We start from the raw sequence: 25955 nt of genomic DNA, 5'->3' as shown, positions 1-25955 counted from the left end.
CGGGCGGTGTCGGTGTCGCCCGGCTGGACCCCTCGGACGGCCGGGTGCTGTGGTCCCGTACCGCGGCGGCCGACGCCGATCCCGGGGCCGGGGCCGGGGCCGATTCCGGGACCGACGACGCCTCGGCGGTCGGTGTCGTGTCGGTCTCCGGCGGCCTGGTGCACACGGCGGTGCCGGGCGGGAAGCTCCGGGCGTACGACCCCGCCCGGGGCGAGCAGGTCTGGGACGCGGACCTCTCCGCGTACGCGGGCACGCCGTTCGCCGCGGGCGACTCGCTGCTGCTCGTCGCCGAGGACGGCACGACCGAGGCGCTCGACGCGGCGACCGGGGTGTCCCTGTGGCGGCATCCGCTCACCGGCCACCAGCGCCCGGACTACGCGCTGTACGACGGGTCGACGGGGCTGGCCTACGCGTTCGAGCACTCGGCCTACGGGTCCACCACGCTGATCACGGCCGTGGACGCGAAGACGGGGCGCGCGACGTGGCAGCGGCGGCTGGACGGGATGCTGACCCCGGTGGGGTCCGCGGCCGGCGCGCTCGTCCTGACCGCCATGAACGGGGACGCCCAGACGGTCGGGCTGGTCCGCTACGACCCCGGGCGGCGGCACGTCGAACGGATGGCACTGCCGTTCCGGATGAACGAGCCGGAGGTCGTGGTGGGCGGTGACACCGCCTATCTGCTGGCGCACGGCGGGACCCTGGTCGCCGTCGACACCCGTCCCGGGGGCGGAAAGGCGGTGCGCTGGCAGCTGGAGACCGCTGCCGGACGGACGTCGGCCCCCGTGCTCGCCACCGGGAACCGGCTGTACTTCTCCGCGGCGGACGGGCGGCTGCTCGCCGTGGACACCGAGCACGGCACGTTGCTGGGCCAGACGGGCCCGCGGCTGCGGGGCGGGAAGCTCACGTACTCCTCGGCGCTGCCCGCGCCCGTGGCCGCCGAGCGGACCGTCTTCGGGACGGCGCCCGACGGATCGGTGTTCGCCGTGGACGGGAAGGACCCCGCCGACTGGTGACCACGGGGCGGGCAGGCGGTACCGGACCCCGGAACGGCCCGTGGGAGAGGCCCGGTCCCCGGGTGGAAGCGGGGCCGGGCCTTCCCGGTCGATGAGCCGTGGGGGCCCCGGCGGGGCGTCAGCCGAGCTTGGTCACGTCCCGCACCGCGCCCCGGTCCGCGCTCGTGGCCATCGCGGCGTACGCGCGCAGCGCCACCGAGACCTTGCGCTCGCGGTTCTTCGGCGCGTACACGCCGTTCAGCGCCTCGCGGCGACCGGCCAGCTCGGCCTCGGGGACCAGCAGCTCGATCGAGCGGTTCGGGATGTCGATCCTGATCCGGTCGCCGTCCTCGACCAGCGCGATCGTGCCGCCCGACGCGGCCTCCGGCGACGCGTGGCCGATGGACAGCCCCGACGTGCCGCCGGAGAAGCGGCCGTCGGTCACCAGGGCGCAGCTCTTGCCGAGGCCGCGGCCCTTGAGGAAGGAGGTGGGGTAGAGCATCTCCTGCATGCCGGGACCGCCGCGCGGGCCCTCGTAGCGGATGACGACGACGTCGCCCTCCTTGATCTCCTTGCGGAGGATCTTGTCGACGGCCTCGTCCTGCGACTCGCAGACGACCGCCGGGCCCTCGAAGGTCCAGATCGACTCGTCGACGCCCGCCGTCTTCACGACGCAGCCGTCCACCGCGAGGTTCCCCTTGAGGACCGCCAGGCCGCCGTCCTCGGAGTACGCGTGCGCCAGGTCGCGGATGCAGCCGCCGGCGGCGTCGAGGTCGAGGGAGTCCCAGCGCTCGGACTGCGAGAAGGCGGTGGCGGAACGGACGCATCCGGGGGCCGCGTGCCACAGCTCGACGGCCTCGGGGGACGGCGAGCCGCCGCGGACGTCCCAGTTCTTCAGCCACTCGGCGAGGGAGCCGGAGTGGACCGAGTGCACGTTCTCGTCGAGCAGGCCGGCCCGGTGCAGTTCGCCGAGGATGGCGGGGATGCCGCCGGCCCGGTGCACGTCCTCCATGTAGTACGTGCCGCCGGGGGCCACGTTGGGCGCGACCTTCGCCAGGCAGGGGACGCGGCGCGAGACCGCGTCGATGTCGGCGAGGTCGTAGTCCAGCTCGGCCTCCTGCGCGGCGGCCAGCAGGTGCAGGATCGTGTTGGTGGAGCCGCCCATCGCGATGTCGAGCGCCATCGCGTTGTCGAACGCGGCCCGGGTGCCGATGGAGCGGGGCAGGACCGTCGCGTCGTCCTGCTCGTAGTAGCGCCTGGTGATCTCGACGACCGTGCGGCCGGCCTCCTCGTACAGCGCCCGGCGGGCGGTGTGCGTGGCGAGGACGGAGCCGTTGCCCGGCAGGGACAGGCCCAGGGCCTCGGTCAGACAGTTCATCGAGTTGGCGGTGAACATGCCGGAACAGCTGCCGCAGGTGGGACAGGCGTTCTCCTCGATGCGGAGGATGTCCTCGTCCGAGATGCTCTCGTCGACGGCGTCGCTGATCGCGTTGACCAGGTCGAGCTTGCGGACCGTGCCGTCGACGAGGGTGGCCTTGCCGGCCTCCATCGGACCGCCGGAGACGAAGACCGTCGGGATGTCGAGGCGCATCGCGGCCATCAGCATGCCGGGGGTGATCTTGTCGCAGTTGGAGATGCAGATCAGCGCGTCCGCGCAGTGCGCCTCGACCATGTACTCGACGGAGTCGGCGATCAGGTCGCGGGAGGGGAGGCTGTAGAGCATCCCGCCGTGGCCCATCGCGATGCCGTCGTCGACGGCGATGGTGTTGAACTCGCGCGGCACGGCGCCCGCGGCCTTGATGGCCTCGGAGACGATCCGGCCGACCGGCGCCAGGTGGGTGTGGCCGGGGACGAACTCGGTGAAGGAGTTGGCGACCGCGATGATCGGCTTGCCGATGTCCTCGCTCGCTACGCCCGAGGCCCGCATAAGGGCGCGGGCGCCCGCCATGTTGCGGCCGTGGGTGACAGTGCGGGACCTCAGCTGGGGCATCGTCTCTCGCTCCTTCGACATCAAAGACTGCCTCCGAGCGTACGCCCCCGGCTCCAAGATCTGGACACATCGTCCGCCATGCGGGACGGGGTGCTCGATGGGTGGGCTGGACGGAAACGCTACGGGACCGGGGGCGGGGCCGGCGACCGGGCGGGCCGCGACGGGGTGCCGCGCCTGCCGCGCCGCGGGRGCCCGCGGGGCTCAGGTCTCCGTCAGATAGCGCTGGAGCGTCGGCGCGACCATCTCGACGATCCTCTCGGGCGGCGCCGACGCCAGCGGCTCCGTCCGGAGCACGTACCGCAGCATGACGATCCCGATCATGTGCGAGGCCGCCAGCTCCGCGCGGAACGTGGCGTCCGGTACGTCCAGCTCCTCCGCCACGCGCTCCAGGAGCCGGCGCAGCACGAAGCCCCGCAGCACCTTCGCCGCCGCCTCGTGCGTCAGCGCGGACCGCATGATCGCCAGCAGCGGGGCCCTGGACGCCGGGTTCTCCCACACGGAGAGGAAGTAGCGGGCCAGCCGCTCCCCCAGGCCGTCCGTGCCCTCGCCCAGGACCGCCGGGATCACCAGGGCCGGTTCGAAGGAGAGCTCGACGGCGGCGGCGAAGACCTCGTCCTTCGTGCCGAAGTAGTGGTGGACCAGGGCGGAATCCACGCCCGCCGCCCTGGCGACGCCCCGGATCGACGTCCTGTCGTAGCCGCGCTCCGCGAATTCGGTGCGGGCCGCGTCGAGGATGCGGGTGCGCGCGTCGGGGCCGGTGGTGCGGGAGGGACGGCCGCGGCGCTTGGGGCCGTCGGTCACGGGCGCGGCGCCCGGTCCGGGGACGACGCCAGGTGGAGCCGGGTGAAGGCGAGGGCCTCCGCCAGGTCGGCCTCGCGTTCGGCGGTGGACATGGCGCGGCGGGTGTTGACCTCGATGACGACGTGGCCGTCGAAGCCGGTGCGGGCCAGGTGCTCCAGGAGTTCGGCGCAGGGCTGGTCGCCCCGGCCGGGCACGAGGTGCTCGTCCTTGTTGGAGCCCTTGCCGTCGGCGAGGTGGATGTGGGCGAGGCGGTCGCCCATCCGCTCGACCATGGCCATGCCGTCGGTGCGGGCCGTCGCGGTGTGCGAGAGGTCCACGGTGAAGTGGCGGTAGTCGTTGTTGGTGACGTCCCAGTCGGGGGCGTACGCGAGCATCTCGCGGTCCCGGTAGCGCCACGGGTACATGTTCTCGACGGCGAACCGCACGTCGGTCTCGTCGGCCATGCGCCAGATCCCGTTGACGAAGTCGCGCGCGTAGTTGCGCTGCCAACGGAACGGCGGGTGGACGACCACGGTCGTCGCCCCCAGCTTCTCCGCGGCGTTCCGGGCCCGCTGGAGCTTCACCCACGGATCGGTGGACCAGACGCGCTGGGTGATCAGCAGGCAGGGCGCGTGGACGGCGAGGATCGGTACCCCGTGGTGGTCCGAGAGCCTGCGCAGCGCCTCGATGTCCTGGCTGACCGGATCGGTCCACACCATGACCTCGACACCGTCGTAACCGAGACGCGCGGCGATCTCGAAGGCCGTCGCCGTCGACTCCGGGTAGACGGAGGCCGTCGACAGGGCGACCTTCGCATCCGGGATGCGCACCACTGGTTCTGCCACTGGAACAGCGTACGGGCAGCCGTACGCCGGACCGAGGGTCCCGGGCGGAAAGTGAGAAGGGCCATCCGACGGATTCCGGCCGCCGCACGGCCCCCGGGACCGCCTCCCGCACGGGCTCCGGCCCGGCCTGCGGGGCGGTCCTCCGCACGGTCCCGGACCGGGTTCCGTACGGGTCCTTCGTCCGCGACCGGCGCGCCCCCGATCAGCCCGGCGCCCCGCTCGGCTCCACGCCCCCGATCAGCCCGGCGCCCCCGCTCGGCCCAGCGCGGCCCGTTCCGCCGGCAGGTGGTCCAGGCGGCGCAGGATGACGCCCTCGCGCAGCGCCCAGGGGCAGATCTCCAGCTCCTCGACCCCGAACAGGTCCATGGCCCCCTCGGCGACCAGCGCCCCGGCGAGCAGTTGTCCGGCGCGGCCCTCGGAGACGCCGGGCAGGGTGCTCCGCTGCTCGACGGTCATCGTCGCCAGCTTCGGCACCCAGTCCTCCAGCGCCTTGCGGGTGAGGCCGCGCTGCACGTACAGGCCCTCGGTGGAGCGCGCGGCGCCCGCGATCCTGGCGAGCTGCTTGAAGGTCTTGGACGTGGCCACGACGTGGTCCGGGCGGCCGAGGCGGGTGAACTCCCCGACGCTGCGGGCGATGCCGGCCCGCACGTGGCGGCGCAGCGCCTTCACCTCCGCCGGGTCCGGCGGGTCCCCCGGCAGCCATCCGGCGGTGAGCCGGCCGGCCCCGAGCGGCAGCGACACCGCGGCGGTCGGCTCCTCGTCCATGCCGTAGGCGATCTCCAGCGAACCGCCCCCGATGTCCAGCACCAGCAGCCGCCCCGACGACCAGCCGTACCAGCGGCGGGCGGCGAGGAAGGTGAGCCGGGCCTCCTCCGCTCCGCTGAGGACGGTGAGTTCGACGCCCGTCTCGTCGCGCACCCGGGCCAGTACCTGGTCGACGTTGCTCGCCTCGCGCACCGCGGACGTGGCGAACGGCAGGACGTCCTCGCACCCCTTGTCCTCGGCGGCCTGGAGCGCGTCGGTGATCGTCGCCACCAGCCGGTCCACGCCCTCGGGCCCGATCGCCCCGTCCCCGTCGAGGAGTTCGGCCAGGCGCAGTTCCGCCTTGTGCGAGTGCGCGGGCAGGGGGCGGGCACCGGGATGCGCGTCCACCACCAGCAGATGCACCGTGTTCGAACCCACGTCGAGGACTCCGAGTCTCATACCCGGAACGCTACCGGCCCCGCGGACCCGGGCCGACCGACAATCGGGAGGCGGCATCGCGGGGCCGGGCACGCACATCTGCGGCGTTGTCGTCGATCAACAACGCTCCGCGTTGCCTCGATCCTCCGCCTCGCATCTGCACGCACCCGGCTCCGCCCCTTCTCCCACCTCCCGATTGCCGGTCGGCCTTACCCTTGGCGCGTGCCAAAGACGAAAAAGGCGAAGCCGGGCAAAAACACGAAGAAGCAGAGAACGAAGCAGGAGATGCGGCAGGAAGTGAACGGGCCGGACCGGGTCGGGGACGAGAAGGGGATCGATTTCGCGCGCGCCTGGGTCGAGTTCCCGGACCCCGCGGACGACGAACAGATCTTCCGCTGCGACCTGACCTGGCTGACCTCCAGGTGGACCTGCATCTTCGGCAGCGGCTGCCAGGGCATCCAGGCGGGGCGCGCGGACGACGGGTGCTGCACGCTGGGCGCGCACTTCTCGGACGAGGGCGACGAGGAGCGGGTGGCGGGCCACGTCGCGCGGCTGACCCCCGAGCTGTGGCAGTTCCACGACGTCGGCACGGAGACGGGCTGGGTCCAGGTCGACGACGACGGGGAACGCCAGACGCGGCGCTGGGAGGGCTCCTGCATCTTCCAGAACCGCCCCGGCTTCGCGGCGGGCGCGGGCTGTTCGCTGCACATCCTGGCGCTGCGGGAGGGGCGGGAGCCCCTGGAGACCAAGCCGGACGTCTGCTGGCAGCTGCCGATCCGGCGCACGTACGACTGGATCGACCGGCCCGACGACACCCGGGTGCTCCAGGTGTCGATCGGCGAGTACGACCGCAGGGGCTGGGGTCCGGGCGGCCACGACCTGCACTGGTGGTGCACGTCGGCGACCTCCGCGCACGGCGCCGGGGAGCCGGTCTACGTGTCCTACCGCCCCGAACTCGTCGAGCTGATGGGCAAGAAGGCGTACGCCCGCCTGGTCGAGCTGTGCGAGGAGCGCCTGTCCGCGCTCCTGCCGATGGCCCCGCACCCGGCGGACCCGGTCGATCCGGCATGACGGCGTGACGGCGTGACGGCGTGACCGTACGGGCGTGAGGACGCGACCGGGCCCGGGTCGGTCGGCGACGGTGCGGTGTCGCTGGGGCCGGGGGTCGGCCCGGTCGACTGCGTGGGCCGCGGCGAGGACGTGGGCGGGACGGACGGGCCGGGGGTCACGGAGGGTTCGGCCGGGCCGGGTCCGCCGGGCGACGGCTCCGCCGTCCCGTGCCCCCGGATCACCACCGCGGCCCCCGACGGGGCGAGTTCGACCCGCGCGCTCCACGGGCCGGACGGCTCCCGCCGGTGGTCCACGAGGACGCGGACCGTGACGCTCTCGCCCGCGGCGAGCGTGCCCGAGTAACGGCTCAGGCCCAGCCAGGACACGTCGGGGCGGGCCGACCAGGCGACGGGGGCACCGCCCGACGCGGTCAGCCGGATCAGGGTCGTGCCGCCGGACGAGCGGGCCTCGACGGTGAGCCCGCCGGCACCGTCCCGGCCCGCGCTGACCACCTCCGCCGAGACGTCCGGGGCCCGGCCGTCCTCGAAACGGGCGTCGGGCCGGGGCCGGGCGTTGCCCGCGTTCTCGTAGCGGCCGCCCGGGGCGTCGTCGTGCCGGGCGTCGGTCTCGGTGGCGGCGACCGACGAGCCGTCGTGCCCCTCGCCGGTCTGCGGCGCGCCCCGGTAGGCCGTCCACAGCGCGATCATCGGGGCCGCGACGACCGTCGCGACCACCGTCGTCGTGACGACCCTGGCCCGCAGCCGGTCCCGACGCGCGGCGTGGTCCTTCGGGTCCATGGGGAAGCCCGCCCGGTCGAACCGCGGGCCGCCCGAGCGGTTGCGCCGGGCGTGCGCCAGCGCGACGTACGCGGAGGGCCGGGGCGCCTCGACGACCGGCAGCGCGGCGGCCTGGGCGACCGCGGCTCCCGGCCACGGCCCCCGGGCACCGGCCCGCTCGGCGGCCCTGCGGCAACGGGGGCAGTCGTCGACGTGCCGGACGAGCTCGCGGCGCAGGGTGGCGGAGAGCAGGACGCGGCGATCGCCGGTGAGCCGGGCGACGAGCGGGCAGTCGCCGGTCTCGGCGACGGCGAGGGCGGCGCGGGTGCGTTCCACCTCGCAGGCCGCTGCGGCCAGCAGCTCGCGGGCGGCCGCCGGGGCGAGGCCCAGGACGGAGGCGACGGCGCGCGGGGCGAGGCGGTGGCGCACCGCGAGTTCGAGCGCCTCGCGCTGCTCGGGGGTGGTGCCCGCGGCCTCGGGCCAGGCCAGCTGGGCGAGTTCGCGGCGGTGCGCCTCGGCGGCGGCGTCGGACTCGGGAACGCGCCCGGGGCCGCCCTGCGCGCCGGCCGGCACGAGGGGGGCGGCGGGGTTCTTCGCGACGGTGGCCGGGGGCGTGCGGCGTCCGGTGCGCGCCCCCGGGGCGGCCGTACCGCCCGGCTGCTTGGCCGGGGAGCCGCCCGGCTGCTTGCCGGGCGGACCGCCCGCCCCCTTCGTCTCCTGCTGCGCCGGCAGCCGCCCCGGCCGCTTCCCGGCCTTGTGCCGGTGCGGCCTGCTGTCCTGCTTCTGCTCGGCGAGCCTGCGCATGCACATCCACCTGGCCAGGGCGTACAGCCAGGATTTACGTTCCTCCTCGCCCGCCGGGCACCGGCTCTCCTGTCGCTCCGCGATCGCGAGCACCCCGCCGAGCGCCTCGGTGGCGGCGTCGTGGTCGCAGAGCACGGAGAGGCAGTAGGTGAACAGGCCGTCGAGATGCGGTTCGTAACGAGCGGGCGGGTGGCATGGCGAGGAGTGCGTCGAGCGGTGGGGCGCACCGTGCCTCGCCCGGTGTGCGCCGGTGGTATGTGTGGGTGGCTCCAGACTGCTGCTCGTCACCTTGCGACCGTAGGCAGCGCAAGGCACACCTTTGGCCACCCTTCGGCAGTTTTAACCCTTACGGGTGAACGTATCCCTCGAAAGGGGACAGGAATACCTCATTCCGCCGAAGCCGAGCGGCTCCGGAGCGCGCACCCGCCCGCGCCGGAGCCCGCATCCGTCCGCTCCGGGGCGCACGTCCACCCGCGCCGGAGCGTCCGTTTCCCCCGCGCCGGCCGGCCTCCGGCGGCTCCCGGCCGACGGCGGCACCCGGCGGGACCGCGGGACTGTCGGACCCCACCTATACGGTTGCGACATGGCTGCCCGTACGAAATCCGCGAAGGACCGGCCGTCCTACCGCTGCACCGAGTGCGGCTGGACGACCGCCAAATGGCTCGGCCGTTGCCCCGAATGCCAGGCGTGGGGGACGGTCGAGGAGTTCGGCGGCGCCCCCGCCGTGCGGACCACCGCGGCAGGCCGGGTCAGTGCCGCCGCGCTCCCCATCGGCCAGGTCGACAGCCGGCAGGCCACCGCCAGGTCGACCGGCGTCGGCGAGCTGGACCGGGTGCTCGGCGGCGGCCTCGTGCCCGGGGCCGTGGTGCTCCTGGCGGGCGAGCCGGGCGTCGGCAAGTCGACGCTGCTGCTGGACGTCGCCGCGAAGGCGGCGAGCGACGACCACCGCACGCTCTACGTCACGGCCGAGGAGTCCGCGAGCCAGGTGCGGCTGCGCGCCGACCGGATCCGGGCGATCAACGACCACCTCTACCTCGCCGCGGAGACGGACCTGTCCGCCGTCCTCGGTCATCTGGACGCGGTCAAGCCCTCGCTCCTCGTCCTCGACTCCGTGCAGACCGTCGCGTCGCCCGAGATCGACGGGGCGCCGGGCGGCATGGCGCAGGTCCGGGAGGTCGCCGGGGCCCTCATCCGGGCCTCCAAGGAACGCGGCATGTCCACGCTGCTGGTCGGTCACGTCACCAAGGACGGGGCGATCGCGGGCCCCCGGCTGCTGGAGCACCTCGTGGACGTGGTGCTGTCCTTCGAGGGCGACCGCCACGCCCGCCTGCGGCTCGTGCGCGGCGTCAAGAACAGGTACGGCGCGACCGACGAGGTCGGCTGCTTCGAACTGCACGACGAGGGCATCACCGGCCTCGCCGACCCCTCCGGCCTCTTCCTCACCCGGCGCGACGAGCCCGTGCCCGGCACCTGCCTCACCGTCACCCTGGAGGGCAAGCGCCCGCTGGTCGCCGAAGTGCAGGCGCTGACGGTCGATTCCCAGATCCCCTCGCCCCGGCGCACCACCTCGGGCCTGGAGACGTCCCGGGTGTCGATGATGCTCGCCGTGCTGGAGCAGCGCGGCCGGATCAGCGCGCTCGGCAAGCGGGACATCTACAGCGCGACGGTCGGCGGCGTGAAGCTCTCCGAGCCCGCGGCGGACCTCGCGGTCGCGCTGGCACTGGCCAGCGCGGCAAGCGACACCCCCCTGCCCAAGAACCTCGTGGCGATCGGCGAAGTGGGCCTCGCGGGCGAGGTCAGACGGGTCACGGGGGTCCAGCGCAGGCTGGCCGAGGCGCACCGGCTGGGCTTCACGCACGCGCTGGTCCCGACCGACCCGGGCAAGGTCCCGGCCGGTATGAAGGTCACAGAAGTCGCCAACATGGGTGATGCGCTGAGGGTCCTCCCGCGCCGGTCCCGCGCACAGGCCCCCCAGGAGGAGAACGCGCGCCGGTAGACTTTGCCCTGGTCTCGACCGTCCGTACGAACGGAACGAGGGACGCAAGGGCACCGCGAACCTGTGACCGGAGGAGTGCAGTGGCAGCCAACGACCGGGCAGCAGCGCCCGGAAAGTCCGGCCAAGGCACCGGTAACGAGGCGCTGATGCGCGCCTCGCTGAGCGCCGTCGCGCCCGGAATGGCGCTGCGGGACGGCCTGGAGCGCATCCTCCGCGGCAACACCGGCGGGCTGATCGTGCTCGGCATGGACAAGACCGTCGAGTCGATGTGCACCGGCGGATTCGTGCTGGACGTGGAGTTCACCGCGACGCGCCTGCGCGAGCTGGCCAAGCTCGACGGAGCCCTGATCCTCGACAAGGACATGACCAAGATCCTGCGGGCCGGCGTGCAGCTGGTCCCGGACGCCTCCATCCCCACCGAGGAGACCGGCACCCGCCACCGCACGGCGGACCGGGTCTCCAAGCAGTGCAACTTCCCGGTCGTCTCGGTCTCGCAGTCGATGCGCCTGATCGCGCTCTACGTGGACGGGGAGCGCCGGGTCCTGGAGGAGTCCGCCGCGATCCTCTCCCGCGCCAACCAGGCGCTCGCCACCCTGGAGCGGTACAAGCTCCGGCTCGACGAGGTCGCGGGCACGCTCTCCGCGCTGGAGATCGAGGACCTGGTGACGGTCCGGGACGTCACGGCCGTCGCCCAACGGCTCGAAATGGTCCGCCGGATCGCGACCGAGATCGCGGAGTACGTGGTCGAGCTGGGCACCGACGGCCGGCTTCTCTCGCTCCAGCTCGACGAGTTGATCGCGGGCGTCGAGCCGGAGCGCGAGCTGGTCGTGCGCGATTACGTGCCGGAGCCGACCGCGAAGCGCTCCCGCACGGTCGCCGAGGCGCTGACCGAGCTCGACGCGCTCTCCCACACCGAGCTGCTCGAACTCCCGGTCGTGGCACGGGCGCTGGGCTACAGCGGCTCGCCCGAGACGCTGGACTCGGCGGTCTCGCCGCGCGGTTTCCGGTTGTTGGCGAAGGTGCCCCGGCTGCCCGGGGCGATCATCGACCGGCTGGTGGAGCACTTCGGCGGCCTGCAGAAGCTGCTCGCCGCCAGCGTGGACGACCTCCAGACCGTGGACGGCGTCGGCGAGGCGCGGGCCCGGAGCGTGCGCGAGGGCCTGTCCCGGCTGGCCGAGTCGTCGATCCTCGAACGGTACGTGTGACGGCGCGCGCGTACCCGTACGCGCCGTGAACCCGTAGTCCCCCGCGCGGTCCGGGAGTTCACCCCGGCCCGGCTCCCGGCTCCCGGCTCCCGGCTCCCGGCTCCCGGCTCCCGGCTCCCGGCCGGATCATCGCCGGAGTACCGCCCGGTGTCTCCGCCCGGCGGCCCCGTCGGCCTCGGCGGTCAGTCCTTCGCGAGGACGAACGAGGCACGCTGCACCGGCTCGCCCGGCGCCTTCGCCTCGACCAGGTACGTCCCCGGGCCCACTGCCGCCGCGGGCGGCGTCGCGCACTTCGGGGAACTCTTCCGGCGGTCCCACTCCACGACGTGCACGACGGTCTCGCCCGCAGGGACCTCCAGCAGCAGGCTCCCCGTGTCGCGCGGGCAGTCCTCGGAGGACCACACCTGGCTGTCGTCGCCACCGGCCTCGGTGACGGTGAGCACCGCGCTCTTCGGGCCGAGGTCGGCCTTGCAGGCGGTGGCCGAGGCGTTCTTGGCGATCAGCCGGAACTCCGGCTTCTCGCCGGGGCCGTAGTCGAGTTCGGTGCGCAGGCTCAGCTGGAGTGCCGCAGGGACGCAGTCGGGGAGCGGGGAGGACGCGGGAACGCGCCGGCCGACCGCCGTGCCGTCGCCGCCCGTACCGCCGGGCCCGACATCCGTGCCGTCGCCGGTCCCCGTACCGCCGTTGCCGCCGGAACCACCGGTCGTGCCGTCGCCGGAGCCCGCGGACGCACCGCCGTCGCTTCCGCCCGACTCGTCCGACTCGTCGCGCCCGCCCGGCTGTTGGCTGATGGCCGGGCCGGAACCGCCGGGTCCGGGTGTGATCGCATGCGCGGGACCCGAGCCGCCCGGCCGCGAGTCGTCCTTGTCCTCCTTGCCGCTGCCGGAGGTGACGACCCATGCGATCAGCAGGGCGAGCAGCGCGACCAGCGTCGCCGCCACCGCCCTCCGCCGCCAGTAGATGCTGGAGGGAAGCGGCCCGATCGGATTACGCAGAGATCCCACGGCTCAAACTGTACGAGAGATCGGTGCGCTCTCCCGCCCACCCGCCGCCCTGAACCCCAAGTTTTACGGATCATCATCCCGGGATGGCCGGTTCTCACCCTTGTGTCCGTCGGCCGGAGCCCCGCCCCCGCCGGCCGGAGCCCCTGCCTCCGTCAGCCGGAGTCCTGAATTCCATCGCCCCGGACCTCGTTCGACGGCCCCCGTCGGCCTCCCGTTTCCACTCACTACCCTCTGTGTACATGGATAGTTCAGTTACCGCCCCGCTCTACCGGGACATCACCGACTTCGCGCATGACATGCCGTCATGGGTCCAGCACCTCGCCGAGATATGGACGGAGCTCGGGCTTCTGGTCTTCGGTGTCCTGTTCGTCACCGGGTGGTGGCGGGCCCGGCGCCAGGGGGACGGCGCCCTGGCACTCGCGGTGCTCGCCCCCGTCGCGACGGCCTTCGGCTACGTGTGCAGCGAGGTGCTCAAGTCGGTGGTGGACGAGGAGCGCCCCTGCCGGACGGTCGCCGGGGCCGCGGCCTCGCTGGTGACGTGTCCGCCGACGGGCGACTGGTCGTTCCCCAGCAACCACTCCGCGATCGCCGGGGCCGCGGCCGTCGCCATCGCCGTCGCCCGGCCCCGGCTGGCCTGGCTCACCGCGCCGCTGGCCCTGCTGATGGCCTTCTCCCGGGTCTTCGTCGGGGTGCACTACCCGCACGACGTGGCGGTCGGCCTGCTGCTGGGCGCCGCGGTGTCGGCCGCCGCGATCGCCGTACTGAACCGTCCGGCGCGGGCGCTCGCCCGGACCGTACGGGACAGCGCCGCACCGGTCGCCGCCTGGGCGTCGGGGCCCGGCACGGGCGGCGCGGACGTACGCCCCCGGCGGCGGCACGGCCGGGGCTGACGCACCCGGAGCGGGGCGGCCGGGAAGAAGGACGGCCGGAGGGAGGCGCCCGGGGGGAACCGGAAGGCAACCGGGGGAGGACGTCGGGCGGCGACCGGGAGGAAGGTGCCGGGAGGCGGCCGGAGCGGCTTGGGCCGGTCGGGCCGGGTCCGTGTGGGCCGGTTGCCGGACATCGGGGCGCAGACGGGTGGCATTATCACCCCAAGGGCCCTCAGGCGGGGCGACACCACCGTACGCGGAACCGTCTTCCGTTCTTCCGTGCCAGGATCGGCAGTGCGATGACTGCCATGACTGCGACACAGACGCCCCCCACCTCCCTCCATTCCCCCGTGATCGGGTGGTTCGAACAGCACGCCCGCGATCTGCCCTGGCGCCGCCCCGAAGCGGGCGCCTGGGGTGTGATGGTGAGCGAGTTCATGCTGCAGCAGACCCCCGTCAACCGGGTCCTCCCGGTGTACGAGCAGTGGCTGGCCCGCTGGCCCCGCCCCGCCGACCTGGCCGCCGAACCGCCCGGCGAGGCGGTCCGCGCCTGGGGCCGGCTCGGCTACCCGCGCCGGGCGCTGCGGCTGCACGGGGCCGCGCAGGCCATAACGGAGCGGCACGGCGGCGACGTACCGAGCGAGCACGGCCAGCTGCTCGCCCTGCCCGGCATCGGCGAGTACACCGCCGCGGCCGTGGCCTCGTTCGCGTACGGGCAGCGGCACGCCGTGCTCGACACGAACGTCCGCCGGGTGTTCGCACGGGCCGCGACCGGCATCCAGTACCCGCCGAACGCGACCACGGCCGCCGAGCGCAAGCTGGCCCGCGCGCTGCTGCCCGACGAGGACGAACGGGCGGCCCGCTGGGCCGCCGCGACGATGGAGCTCGGCGCCCTCGTCTGCACCGCCAAGAACGAGGACTGCACCCGGTGCCCGATCGCCGCGCAGTGCGCCTGGCGGCTGGCCGGGAAGCCCGCCCACCAGGGGCCCCCGCGGCGCGGCCAGACCTACGCCGGCACCGACCGGCAGGTGCGCGGACGGCTGCTCGCCGTGTTGCGCGAGGCCGTGACACCGGTGCCGCAGTCGGCGTTGGACGCGGTGTGGGACGAACCGGTGCAGCGCGCCCGCGCGCTGGACGGCCTGGTCTCCGACGGCCTGGTCGAACCGCTGGCCGGCGGGCTGTACCGGCTGCCGCTGACCTGATCCCCCGGTCCCCGTACGTTCCTCGATCCACACCCTCCACGACCCGCGTTCCGTACCCCCACGACCCGCGTTCCGTACCCCACGACCCGTATCCGTACTCCTCGCGACCCGAGATCCGTACCCCCACCGGTCCAGCGCTGTTACACAACCGATGGACAGCCGTGCGTAGGCGTATGGCTGCTCCGCACAGCCTCGTGACAACAGCTCCGTAGCGTCTTCGACGTCAGCCCGACCGAACGATGGCTGACGGCGGTTCTACGGGGATACACGGGGACGGAGGCGGTTGGAATGGCGCACGGCGAGGTGCTCGAATTCGAGGAGTACGTACGCACCCGACAGGACGCGCTGCTGCGCAGCGCGCGTCGGCTGGTGCCCGACCCCGTGGACGCGCAGGACCTGCTGCAGACCGCGCTGGCCCGTACGTACGGCCGCTGGGACGGCATCGCCGACAAGTCCCTCGCCGACGCCTACCTGCGCCGCGTCATGATCAACACCCGTACCGAGTGGTGGCGGGCCCGCAAGCTGGACGAGGTCCCCACCGAGCAGCTGCCCGACGCCAGCGTCGAGGACGGCACCGAGCAGCGCGCCGACCGCGCCCTGCTGATGGACGTGCTGGGCGTGCTGGCTCCCAAGCAGCGCAGTGTCGTCGTGCTGCGACACTGGGAGCAGATGAGCACGGAGGAGACGGCCGCGGCGCTCGGCATGTCGGCCGGTACGGTGAAGAGCACCCTGCACCGCGCACTGGCACGGCTGCGCCAGGAGCTGGAGAGCCGCGAGGCGGCGAGCAGGGAGGACCGGCTCCGCGAGGAGCGGGCCACGACGGCCGACCGCGCTCCGGCCGCCGGCGCCCCGGCACGTGCGCGGGAGACCGCGCGGGTACGGGTGCAGGCGGGCAGGCGTATGGACGAACGGGGGCGGGAGCGGTGCGCGGCCTGACAGCCAGCGATGACAGCGGCCACGGTGGCGACCGTGGCCGCGGGAGAGACGGCGGTGGCCGCACGGCCACCGGCAGACGGAGCCGGTCGCTGACCGGCTGGGCGGCGAGCGCCACGACCCTGGTCGGGCTCGCCGCCTTCGGGCTGTTCACCGTCAGCTGCTCCACCGGCGGGACCGGCACCCGGGACGAGGGCCCGGCCGGTACCCAGCCGATCATGCAGGCCACCCCCAGCGCCGACGCCTCGTCGGCGAAACGGCCCCCGCGGGTCGACGCCGTGACGCTGCTCAAGGGCGACCCCAAGGTCAGCGAGCGGGTCCGGACGGTCCTGAAGCCCTGCACCGGCTCCGAGTACCCGGTGGACACCTCGTACGGCACCCTGACCGGCGGCCCCTCGGCCGATGTCGTGGTGAACGTGATGACCTGCGGGGACTCGGTGGGCGTCGGCACGTACGTGTACCGCTCGCGGGGCAGCGGCTCGTACGAGAACGTCTTCGCCATCGAGCAGCCCGCGGTGTACGGCACCATCGACCGCGGCGACCTCGTGGTGACGACGCAGGTGTACGGGCAGAAGGACTCGGTCTCCTACCCCTCCGGCGAGGAAGTGATCACCTACCGCTGGACGGCCAACCGCTTCACCGAACACGACCGGGTGCACAACGACTTCAACCGAGCCGTCGGCAACGGGGACACAGAACTCTCCGCCGAACCGGCGGAGAACTGAGAGCTGTTCGATGGCCGAGACCCACGTCCTGTTCGTCGAGGACGACGACGTCATCCGCGAGGCCACCCAGCTGGCGCTGGAGCGCGACGGCTTCGCGGTCACCGCGATGCCCGACGGACTGTCGGGCCTCGACGCGTTCCGGGCGAACCGCCCGGACATCGCCCTGCTCGACGTGATGGTGCCGGGGCTGGACGGGGTCAGCCTCTGCCGCCGCATCCGCGACGAGTCGACCGTCCCCGTGATCATGCTGTCGGCCCGGGCCGACTCGATCGACGTGGTCCTCGGCCTGGAGGCCGGCGCGGACGACTACGTCACCAAGCCCTTCGACGGGGCGGTCCTGGTCGCCCGCATCCGGGCCGTGCTGCGCCGCTTCGGCCACGCCTCGGGCGGACAGCCGGGCAACGGGGAACCGGAGTCGCAGGCCGTGGGCGGGGTGCTGGTCTTCGGCGACCTGGAGGTCGACACCGAGGGCATGGCGGTGCACCGCGGCGGCGAGCGGGTGTCGCTGACCCCGACCGAGATGCGGCTGCTGCTGGAGTTCTCCGCGGCACCCGGCACGGTGCTCTCCCGCGACAAGCTCCTGGAACGGGTCTGGGACTACGGGTGGGGCGGTGACACCCGGGTCGTGGACGTCCATGTGCAGCGGCTGCGCACCAAGATCGGCCAGGACCGGATCGAGACGGTCCGCGGCTTCGGCTACAAGCTGAGGCCATGAGGCTGCCGGAGCTGCGGACCGGGGTCCGCTGGAAGATCAGCATCGCGATCGCGGCGGTCGGTGCGCTGACCGCGATCGCCCTCAGCTTCGTCGTCCACAACGCCGCCCGGGTCTCGATGCTGGAGAACGCCCGCGAGGTGCAGCTGGAACGGCTGACGCACGCGCAGCTGCTGTACGAGGCGACGAAGCCCCGCAAGGCCGACCCCCGGTTCGGGGCCAAGCTCAACGACCCGACGATGCCGCGCAGCCTGCGCGCGGAGACCAACCGGAACCGGCGGGCCACCCATGTCGAGGAGCTCAAGGACGGCACCCCCGACGTGTGGGCGGCCGTACCGGTGGGCAACGGGAACGTGCTCTCGCTGCACACCCCGTTCGCGGACCGCAGCGCCACGATCATGGGCGACCTCGACCGGGCGCTGATCATCGGTTCGGTCTCGGTGGTGTTCGGCGGCTGCGCGCTGGGCGTGCTGATCGGCGGGCAGCTGTCGCGCCGGCTGCGCAAGGCGGCGGCCGCGGCGGGCCGGGTCGCGCAGGGCAACACGGACGTACGGGTCAGGGAGGCCGTCGGCGGGGTCGTCCAGGACGAGACCGACGAGCTGGCCGGTGCCGTGGACGCGCTGACCGACGCGCTGAACGAGCGGATCGAGGCGGAACGCCGGGTCACCGCGGACATCGCGCACGAGCTGCGCACCCCGGTGACGGGCCTGCTGACGGCGGCCGAGCTGCTGCCGCCGGGCCGCCCCACGGAGCTGGTGCGGGACCGGGCGCAGGCGATGCGGACGCTCGTCGAGGACGTGCTGGAGGTGGCCCGGCTGGACAGCGCGTCGGAGCGGGCCGAGCTCCAGGAGATCGCGCTGGGCGAGTTCGTCAGCCGGCGGATCGCGCTGCTGGACCCGGACGCGCGGGTGCGGGTCGTCCACGAGTCCTGGGTCAACACCGACCCGCGCAGGCTGGAGCGCATCCTCGGCAACCTGCTGGGCAACGCCGCGAAGCACGGCGCCACCCCGGTGGAGGTCACGGTCGAGGGCCGGGTGGTGCGGATCCGCGACCACGGCACCGGCTTCCCGGCGGCGCTGCTGCGCGAGGGGCCGAGCCGGTTCCGTACCGGGAGCAGCGACCGGGCCGGGCGCGGGCACGGCCTCGGCCTGACGATCGCCGCCGGACAGGCGCGGGTCCTCGGGGCCCGGCTGACCTTCCGCAACGCGGCGCCCGAAGGGGCGGCGCAGGGCACGGGCGGGGCGATCGCCGTGCTGTGGCTGCCCGAACACGCGCCGACGAACACCGGCAGCTTCCCGATGCTCCCGCTGGCCGAGCAGCGGAAGCCGGACGAGGACGACGGGGCGGACGGGCCCGGCGAGGAGAACCGCCGGACGGGCAGGGCGGGCAGGGCTCTCCGCGCGGGCAGGAGCGGCCGGACGAACAGGAGCGGCAAGGAGCCGGCCGGCCGCAGGCCGCGGTCCGGCGACTGATCCGGATACCGGTTGCCGGTCGCCGGTCGCCGATCGCCGGTCGCCGGTCGCCGGTCGCCGGTCGCCGGTCGCCGGTCGGGGCCGAACGACGGAAGGAGGCTCCCGGGGCACGCCCCGGGAGCCTCCTCGTACGACCGTCACCGGTCCTCGCGCGTGGCGGGGATCAGACGGACTCGGTCTGCCTGACTCCGGCGGGCGGGACGTCCGTCGGCGACTTGGCCTCCGGGCCCGCCCCGCGCAGCGGCACCTCCTTGACGAAGACCGAGGCGACCAGCGCGATCACGCCGACCGAGGCGGCCACCAGGAACGCGATGTGCGTACCGGACGAGACCGCGAACTGGTAGGCCTCGCGCACCGCCTCCGGCAGCTTCGCCAGGCTGTCCGCGTCCAGCTGCGCGGACTGCCGGGTGGCCGCGCCACCGCCGCGGGCCACCATCTCGTCCTGCACCCGGCCGGTGAACAGCGCGCCCATGATCGCGACACCGAAGGAGCTGCCGAGCGTGCGGAAGAGGGTGGTCGCGGAGGAGGCGACGCCCATGTCCCGCATCTCCACGCTGTTCTGCGCGACGAGCATCGTGATCTGCATCAGGAAGCCCATGCCCGCGCCGAGCACCGCCATGTAGACGCCCGAGGTGAGCCGAGTGGTTTCGACGTCCATCCGCGAGAGCAGGAACAGGCCGACCACCATCAGGGCGGAGCCCGCGATGGGGAAGACCTTGTACTTGCCGGTGCTGGTGGTGATCCGCCCCGCGACCAGCGAGACGACCATCATCGCCAGCAGCATCGGCAGGAGCAGCAAGCCCGAGTTGGTCGCCGAAGCGCCCTGGACGGACTGCTGGTAGAGGGGCAGGAAGAGCACCGCGCCGAACATCACGAACCCCGATATGAAGCCGAGGACGGACATCAGGGTGAAGTTGCGGTTGCGGAAGATGTGCAGCGGCATGATCGGTTCGGCCGCCTTCGTCTCGACGAAGAGGAAGCCGACGAGCGAGGCGACGCCGATCGCGATGAGCTCCATGATCACGGCGGAGTTCCAGTCGTACTCCGAGCCGCCCCAGGTGGTGACCAGCACGATCGCGGTGATGCCGATGGTCAGCAGTGCCGCGCCGAGGTAGTCGACCTTCGCCTCGGTGCGCTTCCGCTTCGGCAGGTGCAGCACGGCGGTGACCATGGCGAGGGCGACCGCGCCCAGCGGCAGGTTGATGTAGAAGCTCCAGCGCCAGCCGAGGTGGTCGGTGATGGTGCCGCCGACCAGCGGTCCGCCGATCATGGCGATGGCCATGACGCCGGCCATCATGCCCTGGTACTTGCCGCGCTCACGGGGCGGCACGAGGTCACCGATGATCGCCATGACGCCGACCATCAGGCCGCCCGCGCCGAGTCCCTGAACCGCCCGGAAGCCGATCAGCTGACCCATGTCCTGGGCCATCCCGCTCAGCACCGAGCCGATCAGGAAGATCACGATGGACGTGAGGAAGATGCCCTTGCGTCCGTACAGGTCGCCGAGCTTGCCCCAGATCGGGGTGGAGGCGGCGGTGGCCAGGGTGTACGCGGTGACGACCCAGGACAGGTGCTCCAGACCGCCGAGGTCGCCGACGATGGTCGGCATGGCCGTGCCGACGATCAGGTTGTCCAGCATGGCGAGCAGCATCGTGATCATCAGGGCGAGCATCACCACCCGGACGCTGCGCTGCGGCGCCCCGGGTTCCCCCGCCGGACGGTCGGCGCCGGGCGCCTTCCCGTCGGCCGCCTTCTTCAGATCGGTCATTCGGTCCCCACTCCCCTGATCCCCTGCACCGGCCCGCACACTTACTTGCCGCCCGGCTAGTTGACTACACTGGGGAAAGTAGACCCCCAACTAGCCGGGCGTCAAGTAAGTTTTTGAGGGAGAGCTTCATGGGCAGCACGCCGCAGCCGCGCCGTGGCAACACGCGTCAGCGCATTCAGGACGTTGCCCTGGAACTCTTCGCCGAACAGGGCTACGAGAAGACCTCGCTCCGCGAGATCTCCGAGCGGCTGGATGTGACGAAGGCCGCACTGTATTACCACTTCAAGACCAAGGAAGACATCCTGATCGGCGTCTTCGAGGACCTCAACCGTCCGCTCGAGGAGCTGATCGCCTGGGGCGAGAAGCAGCCCCGCACCCTGGAGACGAAGAAGGAGATCCTCCGGCGCTACAGCGAGGCACTGAAGGACGCCGCCCCGCTCTTCCGGTTCGTGCAGGAGAACCAGGCGTCCGTGCGGGAGCTCAGCATCGGCCGGACGGTCAAGGAACGCGTCATGGGCCTGATCGACCTGTTCATGGACCCCGGTACGTCACTGGCCGACCAGACGCGCTGCTTCACCGCGCTCCTGGCGATGCATTCCGGCATGTTCGCCCTCAAGGACGCCGAGGGCAGCATCGAGGAGAAGCACGCGGCCGTCCTCGAAGTCGCCTTCGAACTGATCACCCGGGCACACACCCCGGAACCGGAGCCCGGGAAGTAGTACGGGCGCGAGGGGCGGGCCCGGGGACATGGACCCGAGCGGCCCCAGCGGTACGGGACCGAGCGGGCCCGAGCGGCCTCGACGGTACGGGGCGTACGGGGCCGAACGAGCCCAGGAAGGTACGTACGGGGCCGGGGGCGCGGGACCGGGCGGCCCGGGTCAGACGCGCACGCCCTTCTTGTGCAGGAAGCCGACCGGGTTGACCGCGGAGCCGTAGTCGGCGCTGTGCCGGATCTCGAAGTGCAGGTGCGGGCCGCTGGAGTTGCCGGTGTTGCCGGAGAGCGCGATCCTCTCGCCGGTCTTCACGGCCTCGCCGACGCGCACCTCGATCTTCGACAGGTGGGCGTACTGCGAGTACGTGCCGTTGGCGTGCCTGATCACGACGGCGTTGCCGTACGCGGGACCGTCGCCGCCGCCGTTCGGGCCGGCCTTCACGACGGTGCCGCCGTGCGCGGCCTCGACCTCGGTGCCGACCGGCACGGCGAAGTCCTGGCCGGAGTGCTTGTGGGCCCAGCGGCTGCCGTCGTTGCCGAAGCTCGCACTGAGCTCGTAGCGGTCCACCGGGGTCGACCAGCCGTGGGCCTTCTTCAGGGCGGCCTTCTTCGCCGCGGCCGCCTTCTTCGCCGCCTTCTTCGCCACAGCGGCCTTCTCGGCCGCCACCTTGCCCTGCACGGCCGCCTGCTCGGCGACCGACTCGGCCGCGGTGGCACCGGTCAGGTCCGCGAGGTTCAGGTCCGGGGCGCCCGTCGTGCCGGCCGCGAACGCAGCGCCCGCGCCGAGGACCATCGACGTACCCAGACCGGCCGCCACGACGGCACCACGGACACGGGACAGGGACGGGCGGCGGGAGTGCTGGAACGAGACACGCTTCGACATGGGCGGGAATCCTCCAAGAACGACTGATCCCGGCGCTCCGGCCGGGCTGGCCATCCCTTGGTAACCCCCACCCCCACTTCCACTCAAACACCCCATCTACGAACAAAAGCCGTACATGGGGCACAGGGAATTCCCCCATACCCACCCGGCGCACGCCCGGCTCACACCTGCCGAAAGTCTGGCCGCGGACAGGTTTAACCCCAGCTCCAAACCACTCGAAACGGACAGATCCCGGCGATCCGGCCCCGTCTCCCCCCGGAGTCGAGCAACCTTGCAGTCCCGGGCCCGAAGTCCCCCGCACCGACCCGGGCACCGCCTCCTACCGCCACTAGTAGGCCCATGGCGGGCTGTGCGCCTTGTCACCGCCGACGGGCCGGAGACCTGTCCGTTTCAGGACCTTCGACCCCCATCCTGGCTAGGGTGACGGGACCAGCTCGGCTCCAAGGGGGAACAAGGCCATGACCGGTGACGCCGCAGGCACCAACGACATGGACGGCATCGAGCTCGCCGATGCCGTCGAGTCGATCCGCAACCAGCTCATCGACGCCGCGGGCCGCGCCACCGACCACCCCCTGGCCTTCGAGGTCGGCGACATCCAGATGGAGTTCACCCTCGAACTCCGCAAGGAGATCAAGGGCGGCGGCAAGGTCAAGGCGTGGGTGGTCGAGGCCGGCGCCGACGCCTCCCGCGCGACCGGCCGCACGCACAGGGTCGCGTTCACCCTGAAGCCGCGCGACGCCGCGACCGGCGGGGCCTGGCGGATCGGCAACGACGAGCAGGGCAGTACGGCACACTTCGGCGGTGGGGCCGACCGGCCGTGAGCCCCGCACCGCCCGCCGCACCCGTGATCCGCACGGTCGTCGTCCTCGGCGCCGGAACCACCCAGGGCAGCGGCGTCCTGCTCACCGACCGGCTCGTGCTGACCTGCGCCCATGTGGTCCGGGGCAGCGGCCGGGCCACGGTCGCCCACCCCCGGCAGGCCGCGGGCACGACGGCGACGGTCGCCTGGATCGACCACGATCTCGACGCCGCCCTGCTGCTGACCGCCGACCCGGTGCTCCCGGTCGCCCCGGTGCGGCTGGGCGTCCTCCACTCCGAGCACGCCGTCGCCGGATGCGAGATCACCGGCTTCCCCGACATCCAGCGGTACGGCTCCGAGCGGCATCTGGAGGCCGACCAGTACACGGCCACTGCCCTGCCGATGGCCGGACTCCTGCGCGGACTGCTGGTCTGCGAGCTGGACGGCCCGCCCCCGGTGAACGACACGAGGGCCCCGTCGCTGCGCGGCATGTCCGGCGGCCCGGTCTTCGCCGGCAACGTCCTCGTCGGCATCGCCCGGCAGATCCCCCGGCAGCGCGACGGCCGGCGCGTGGAGTGCGTACCGCTCGCCCCGCTGCTCGCCTCGAAGCCGTTCGAGCTGGTCTACGGGCAGACCGGCACGCCCCTGCGCCACGAGCGGGTGCACGGCCGCTTCCCCGGGGACGCACGGTACGAGGAGGAGTACGCGGCGGCGCTCGGGGCCGCGTACCGCCGTACGAAGATCTTCGGCCTCGACGAACTGGGCCGGCGCGACTCCGAGTGGGACCTGGACACCGCGTACCTGAGCCTGGAGGCCCAGCAGACCTCCGGGCACGCGGGCCCGGCGCCCCGCCGGATCGACTCGCTGCTCCCCGACCGCCCCCGGGTCCTGCTGCGCGGCGACGCGGGCGCGGGCAAGACCACGCTGCTGTGGTGGCTGGCCGCACACGCCTCGGCCGGCACGCTGAGCCCGGAGCTGGCCCCGCTCAACGGCCTGGTCCCGTTCGTCGTACCGCTGCGCACCCTGCGCGCCGAGGGCGGTACGTTCCCCTCCCCCGCCCAGCTGCCCGACGCGGCCCGGCTGGTGGTCGACCGGGCCCCCGAGGGCTGGGTGGGCCGGGTACTGGAGTCCGGCCGGGCCCTGCTGCTGGTCGACGGCCTGGACGAGGTCCCGGCCGAGGACCGCGAACAGGCGCACCAGTGGCTCTCCCGGCTCCTGGACCGCTACCCGGACATCCGCTGCGTGGCCACCGTGCGCCCGCTGGCCGTCGAGCCGGGCTGGCTGGGCTCCCGGGACTTCGAGGAGCTGCGGCTGCTGCCGATGGGGGACCGGGACATCGAGTCCTTCGTCGCCGCCTGGCACCGGGCCGCCCGGCTGGACGACGACGACCACGAGACGCTCGGCACGCTGGAACGGGACCTGGTCCAGCAGTTCGCCCAGAACCCGGCCCTGCGCGACCTGGCCCGCACCCCGCTGCTCTGCGCGGTGATCTGTGCCCTGCACCGGCGCCGCCAGGGCCTCCTGCCGGAGACCCGCTGGAGCCTGTACGACTCGGCCCTCACCATGCTGCTCGGCGACCGCGACAAGCAGCGCAGGATCGACGCCCCCGAGGGCATCACGATGACCGTGGAGGAACAGGCCCAGCTCCTCCAGCGCATCGCGGTCTGGCTGGTGCGGTGCGGCCAGTCGGAGCTGTACCGCTCGGCGGCACTGCACCAACTGGAACGAGCCCTGCCCGGCATGGAGCGGCTGCGCAACCAGGGCTCGGCCGAAAAGATCCTGACCCATCTGCTGAACCGCAGCGGAGTCCTCCAGGAACGCGCCGACGGCGTCTACCAGTTCGCCCACCGCACCTTCCAGGACTTCCTCGCCGCGAAGGAGTTCGTCGAGGGCGACCACCTGCACGAACTGCTCGGCCGGGCGGGCTCCCAGAACTGGTACGACGTCATCCTGCTCGCCGCCGGCCACTGCGACCGCCGGGACCACCCCGTACTGGTCAACGGCCTGCTGGACTTCGCCCCCGGCCATGCCGACACCATCGCCCGGGGCGAGAACGTGGTCCTGGCCGCCCTCTGCGCCCAGCACGCGACCTGGCTGGACGAGACGACCCGGGAAAGGGTCCGCACCGCCGTCGCGGCACTGTTCCCGCCGACGAACTACGGGCGTGTGAGGCTGCTTGCCCGCCTCGGTCCGGCCGCCCTGACCCACATGCCCGACCCGGCCCACGTGGCCGGACCGGAGCAGGTCGACCTGTCCATCAGCCTGATCAACGCAATCGGTGGAGCGGAAGCCGTACCGCACGCCCGTCGCTGGGCACTCGCCCATCCGGTACCGGGCCGCATGTTCGAGTCGCACTGGGACAGGTATCCGGCACGGGCACACGCCCGGCAGGTCCTCGCCACCTTCGATCTGACGTACGCCACTCTGCGCATCGATACCCCGGAGAAGCTGGCGGCACTGCGCGATCTGCCGTCCGCCACGAACCTGGAGATCGTCGGAAGTCTCACCGTCGCCGAACTCCACGCCGCTCTGCGCGGCCGCCCATGGACCGCACTGGCCTTCCAGCAAAACCCTTGCCTGACCGGCCTCTCGTTCCTGGCGGACTGCGCCGAGCAGCTCAAGCACCTGTCGCTGAGCGACTGTTCTGGTGTACGGGACCTCGGGCCGCTCGCCGGACTTCCCGCACTGGAAGAAGTCGAGCTGAGCATGAGTCACCTTTCCGGCGCCGCACTCACCGGCACGGCTTCGAGGAAATTGCTGTCCCTGCGGCTCGGCGGCCTGGCAGCCGAAAGGCTCTCCCAACTGCCCGCCCACCCCGAGCTGGAATCACTGGCCATCGATCAGCAGGTCGCGCTGGAGGTCGACTCGCTCCGCGGCTGGACCAAGCTCCACAGGCTCGAAGTAAGGGCTCTGGCCTCGGTCCGGTCATTGCTCGCCGCTCTTCGGCAGACCCCGCAGGTTACCCGCCTGGCCCTGGCCCGATCGTCCGCGACGGAACTTGCCGACGAACAGCCGGTGCCTTCCCTCAGCGGCCTGGACCTCTTCCTCAAGACCGACGCGCTCGGGATGGAGCAGATCCCCCGGGTCTTTCCTGCTCTGAGGCAGTTGACGCTCACTACGCCCAGGCATGTCGACCGCATCGACATTTCCCCGATCCGGGCGATCCCCAACTGTGAGGTGAGAGTGTTCGGCTCCGCAGCAGTCGTGGGCGACGACGCCCCACCCTCCTGACACCGCACCCCACCGGAAAAAGGGG

At 72.9% G+C, this 25955-nt stretch carries 20 protein-coding genes and 1 pseudogene; 13 read left to right on the top strand and 8 right to left on the bottom strand.

Going from position 1 to position 25955, the window contains the following annotated elements:
- A partial coding sequence (locus EAO76_RS46930; protein ID WP_262376088.1) for a PQQ-like beta-propeller repeat protein occupies positions 1–1013 on the top strand: 1013 nt, incomplete at its 5' end.
- Between the two features lie 118 nt (positions 1014–1131).
- Here EAO76_RS46930 and ilvD read toward each other — a convergent pair.
- The 4 genes from ilvD to EAO76_RS37760 all read right to left on the bottom strand — a co-directional run bounded on the left by ilvD (position 1132) and on the right by EAO76_RS37760 (position 5810).
- Entirely contained in the window at positions 1132–2982 is a 1851-nt protein-coding gene (ilvD, locus tag EAO76_RS37775) for a dihydroxy-acid dehydratase (RefSeq protein ID WP_148840730.1), read from the bottom strand.
- 201 nt (positions 2983–3183) lie between these two features.
- On the bottom strand, positions 3184–3783 hold the full coding sequence (locus tag EAO76_RS37770) for a TetR family transcriptional regulator (protein WP_148840729.1): 600 nt from the start codon (positions 3781–3783) through the stop codon (positions 3184–3186).
- On the bottom strand, positions 3780–4607 hold the full coding sequence (locus EAO76_RS37765) for a sugar phosphate isomerase/epimerase (protein ID WP_148840728.1): 828 nt from the start codon (positions 4605–4607) through the stop codon (positions 3780–3782). Before EAO76_RS37765 ends, EAO76_RS37770 begins: the two co-directional genes overlap by 4 nt.
- A 237-nt stretch (positions 4608–4844) precedes the next feature.
- A complete protein-coding gene (locus EAO76_RS37760; RefSeq protein ID WP_148840727.1) occupies positions 4845–5810 on the bottom strand; it encodes a Ppx/GppA phosphatase family protein in 966 nt (321 codons plus the stop codon).
- Positions 5811–6011: 201 nt separating this feature from the next.
- On the opposite strand from EAO76_RS37760, the gene EAO76_RS37755 reads away from it, so the two are divergent.
- Complete coding sequence (locus EAO76_RS37755) at positions 6012–6860, top strand: hypothetical protein (protein ID WP_148840726.1); 849 nt, start codon at positions 6012–6014, stop codon at positions 6858–6860.
- Between the two features lie 5 nt (positions 6861–6865).
- On the opposite strand, the pseudogene EAO76_RS47825 reads toward EAO76_RS37755, so the two are convergent.
- Positions 6866–8707: pseudogene (locus tag EAO76_RS47825) on the bottom strand (hypothetical protein); the annotation flags it as partial.
- Between the two features lie 295 nt (positions 8708–9002).
- Here EAO76_RS47825 and radA point away from each other — a divergent pair.
- A complete protein-coding gene (radA, locus tag EAO76_RS37745; protein WP_148840725.1) occupies positions 9003–10415 on the top strand; it encodes a DNA repair protein RadA in 1413 nt (470 codons plus the stop codon).
- A gap of 80 nt (positions 10416–10495) precedes the next feature.
- Positions 10496–11620 (top strand): DNA integrity scanning diadenylate cyclase DisA, encoded by a 1125-nt coding sequence (disA, locus tag EAO76_RS37740; RefSeq protein WP_148840724.1) that lies wholly within the window; start codon positions 10496–10498, stop codon positions 11618–11620.
- Positions 11621–11802: 182 nt separating this feature from the next.
- Here the strand turns inward: disA and EAO76_RS37735 are convergent, their stop codons facing one another.
- Complete coding sequence (locus EAO76_RS37735; protein ID WP_262376086.1) at positions 11803–12624, bottom strand: hypothetical protein; 822 nt, start codon at positions 12622–12624, stop codon at positions 11803–11805.
- 239 nt (positions 12625–12863) lie between these two features.
- On the opposite strand from EAO76_RS37735, the gene EAO76_RS37730 reads away from it, so the two are divergent.
- The 6 genes from EAO76_RS37730 (at position 12864) to cseC (ending at position 18537) form a co-directional block, all read left to right on the top strand.
- Positions 12864–13514, top strand: a complete 651-nt coding sequence (locus EAO76_RS37730; protein ID WP_148840723.1) for a phosphatase PAP2 family protein — start codon at positions 12864–12866, stop codon at positions 13512–13514.
- Positions 13515–13792: 278 nt separating this feature from the next.
- Positions 13793–14695 (top strand): A/G-specific adenine glycosylase, encoded by a 903-nt coding sequence (locus tag EAO76_RS37725; RefSeq protein ID WP_148840722.1) that lies wholly within the window; start codon positions 13793–13795, stop codon positions 14693–14695.
- Between the two features lie 288 nt (positions 14696–14983).
- Entirely contained in the window at positions 14984–15631 is a 648-nt protein-coding gene (locus EAO76_RS37720; RefSeq protein WP_148840721.1) for a SigE family RNA polymerase sigma factor, read from the top strand.
- Complete coding sequence (locus EAO76_RS37715) at positions 15619–16353, top strand: hypothetical protein (RefSeq protein ID WP_376038963.1); 735 nt, start codon at positions 15619–15621, stop codon at positions 16351–16353. Before EAO76_RS37720 ends, EAO76_RS37715 begins: the two co-directional genes overlap by 13 nt.
- 10 nt (positions 16354–16363) lie before the next feature.
- A complete protein-coding gene (gene cseB / locus EAO76_RS37710) occupies positions 16364–17068 on the top strand; it encodes a two-component system response regulator CseB (RefSeq protein WP_148840720.1) in 705 nt (234 codons plus the stop codon).
- The gene (gene cseC / locus EAO76_RS37705) at positions 17065–18537 is read left to right on the top strand and encodes a two-component system sensor histidine kinase CseC (protein ID WP_148840719.1); all 1473 of its coding nucleotides are present in this window, start codon (positions 17065–17067) and stop codon (positions 18535–18537) included. Before cseB ends, cseC begins: the two co-directional genes overlap by 4 nt.
- Positions 18538–18700: 163 nt before the next feature.
- Here the strand turns inward: cseC and EAO76_RS37695 are convergent, their stop codons facing one another.
- Entirely contained in the window at positions 18701–20305 is a 1605-nt protein-coding gene (locus EAO76_RS37695; protein WP_148840718.1) for an MDR family MFS transporter, read from the bottom strand.
- A 128-nt stretch (positions 20306–20433) separates the two neighbouring features.
- Here EAO76_RS37695 and EAO76_RS37690 point away from each other — a divergent pair, with 128 nt between their 5' ends.
- Positions 20434–21024 (top strand): TetR/AcrR family transcriptional regulator, encoded by a 591-nt coding sequence (locus EAO76_RS37690; protein ID WP_148840717.1) that lies wholly within the window; start codon positions 20434–20436, stop codon positions 21022–21024.
- Between the two features lie 159 nt (positions 21025–21183).
- On the opposite strand, the gene EAO76_RS37685 is transcribed toward EAO76_RS37690, so the two are convergent.
- Positions 21184–21900 carry a M23 family metallopeptidase gene (locus EAO76_RS37685; protein WP_148840716.1) on the bottom strand — a complete coding sequence of 239 codons (717 nt, stop codon included), beginning with the start codon at positions 21898–21900 and terminating at the stop codon, positions 21184–21186.
- A gap of 458 nt (positions 21901–22358) precedes the next feature.
- Between EAO76_RS37685 and EAO76_RS37680 the strand changes: the two genes are divergently transcribed.
- Together EAO76_RS37680 and EAO76_RS37675 are read left to right on the top strand one after the other, a co-directional pair.
- Entirely contained in the window at positions 22359–22721 is a 363-nt protein-coding gene (locus EAO76_RS37680; RefSeq protein ID WP_148840715.1) for a trypco2 family protein, read from the top strand.
- On the top strand, positions 22718–25930 hold the full coding sequence (locus EAO76_RS37675) for a serine protease (protein WP_262376085.1): 3213 nt from the start codon (positions 22718–22720) through the stop codon (positions 25928–25930). Before EAO76_RS37680 ends, EAO76_RS37675 begins: the two co-directional genes overlap by 4 nt.
- Positions 25931–25955: the final 25 nt, after the last annotated feature.

Origin of the sequence: Streptomyces sp. sk2.1, assembly GCF_008120935.1 — a bacterium.
Lineage (GTDB): Bacteria > Actinomycetota > Actinomycetes > Streptomycetales > Streptomycetaceae > Streptomyces.
Note: the sequence above shows the minus strand (reverse complement) of the source record. Positions and strands in the feature narration are given on the sequence as shown.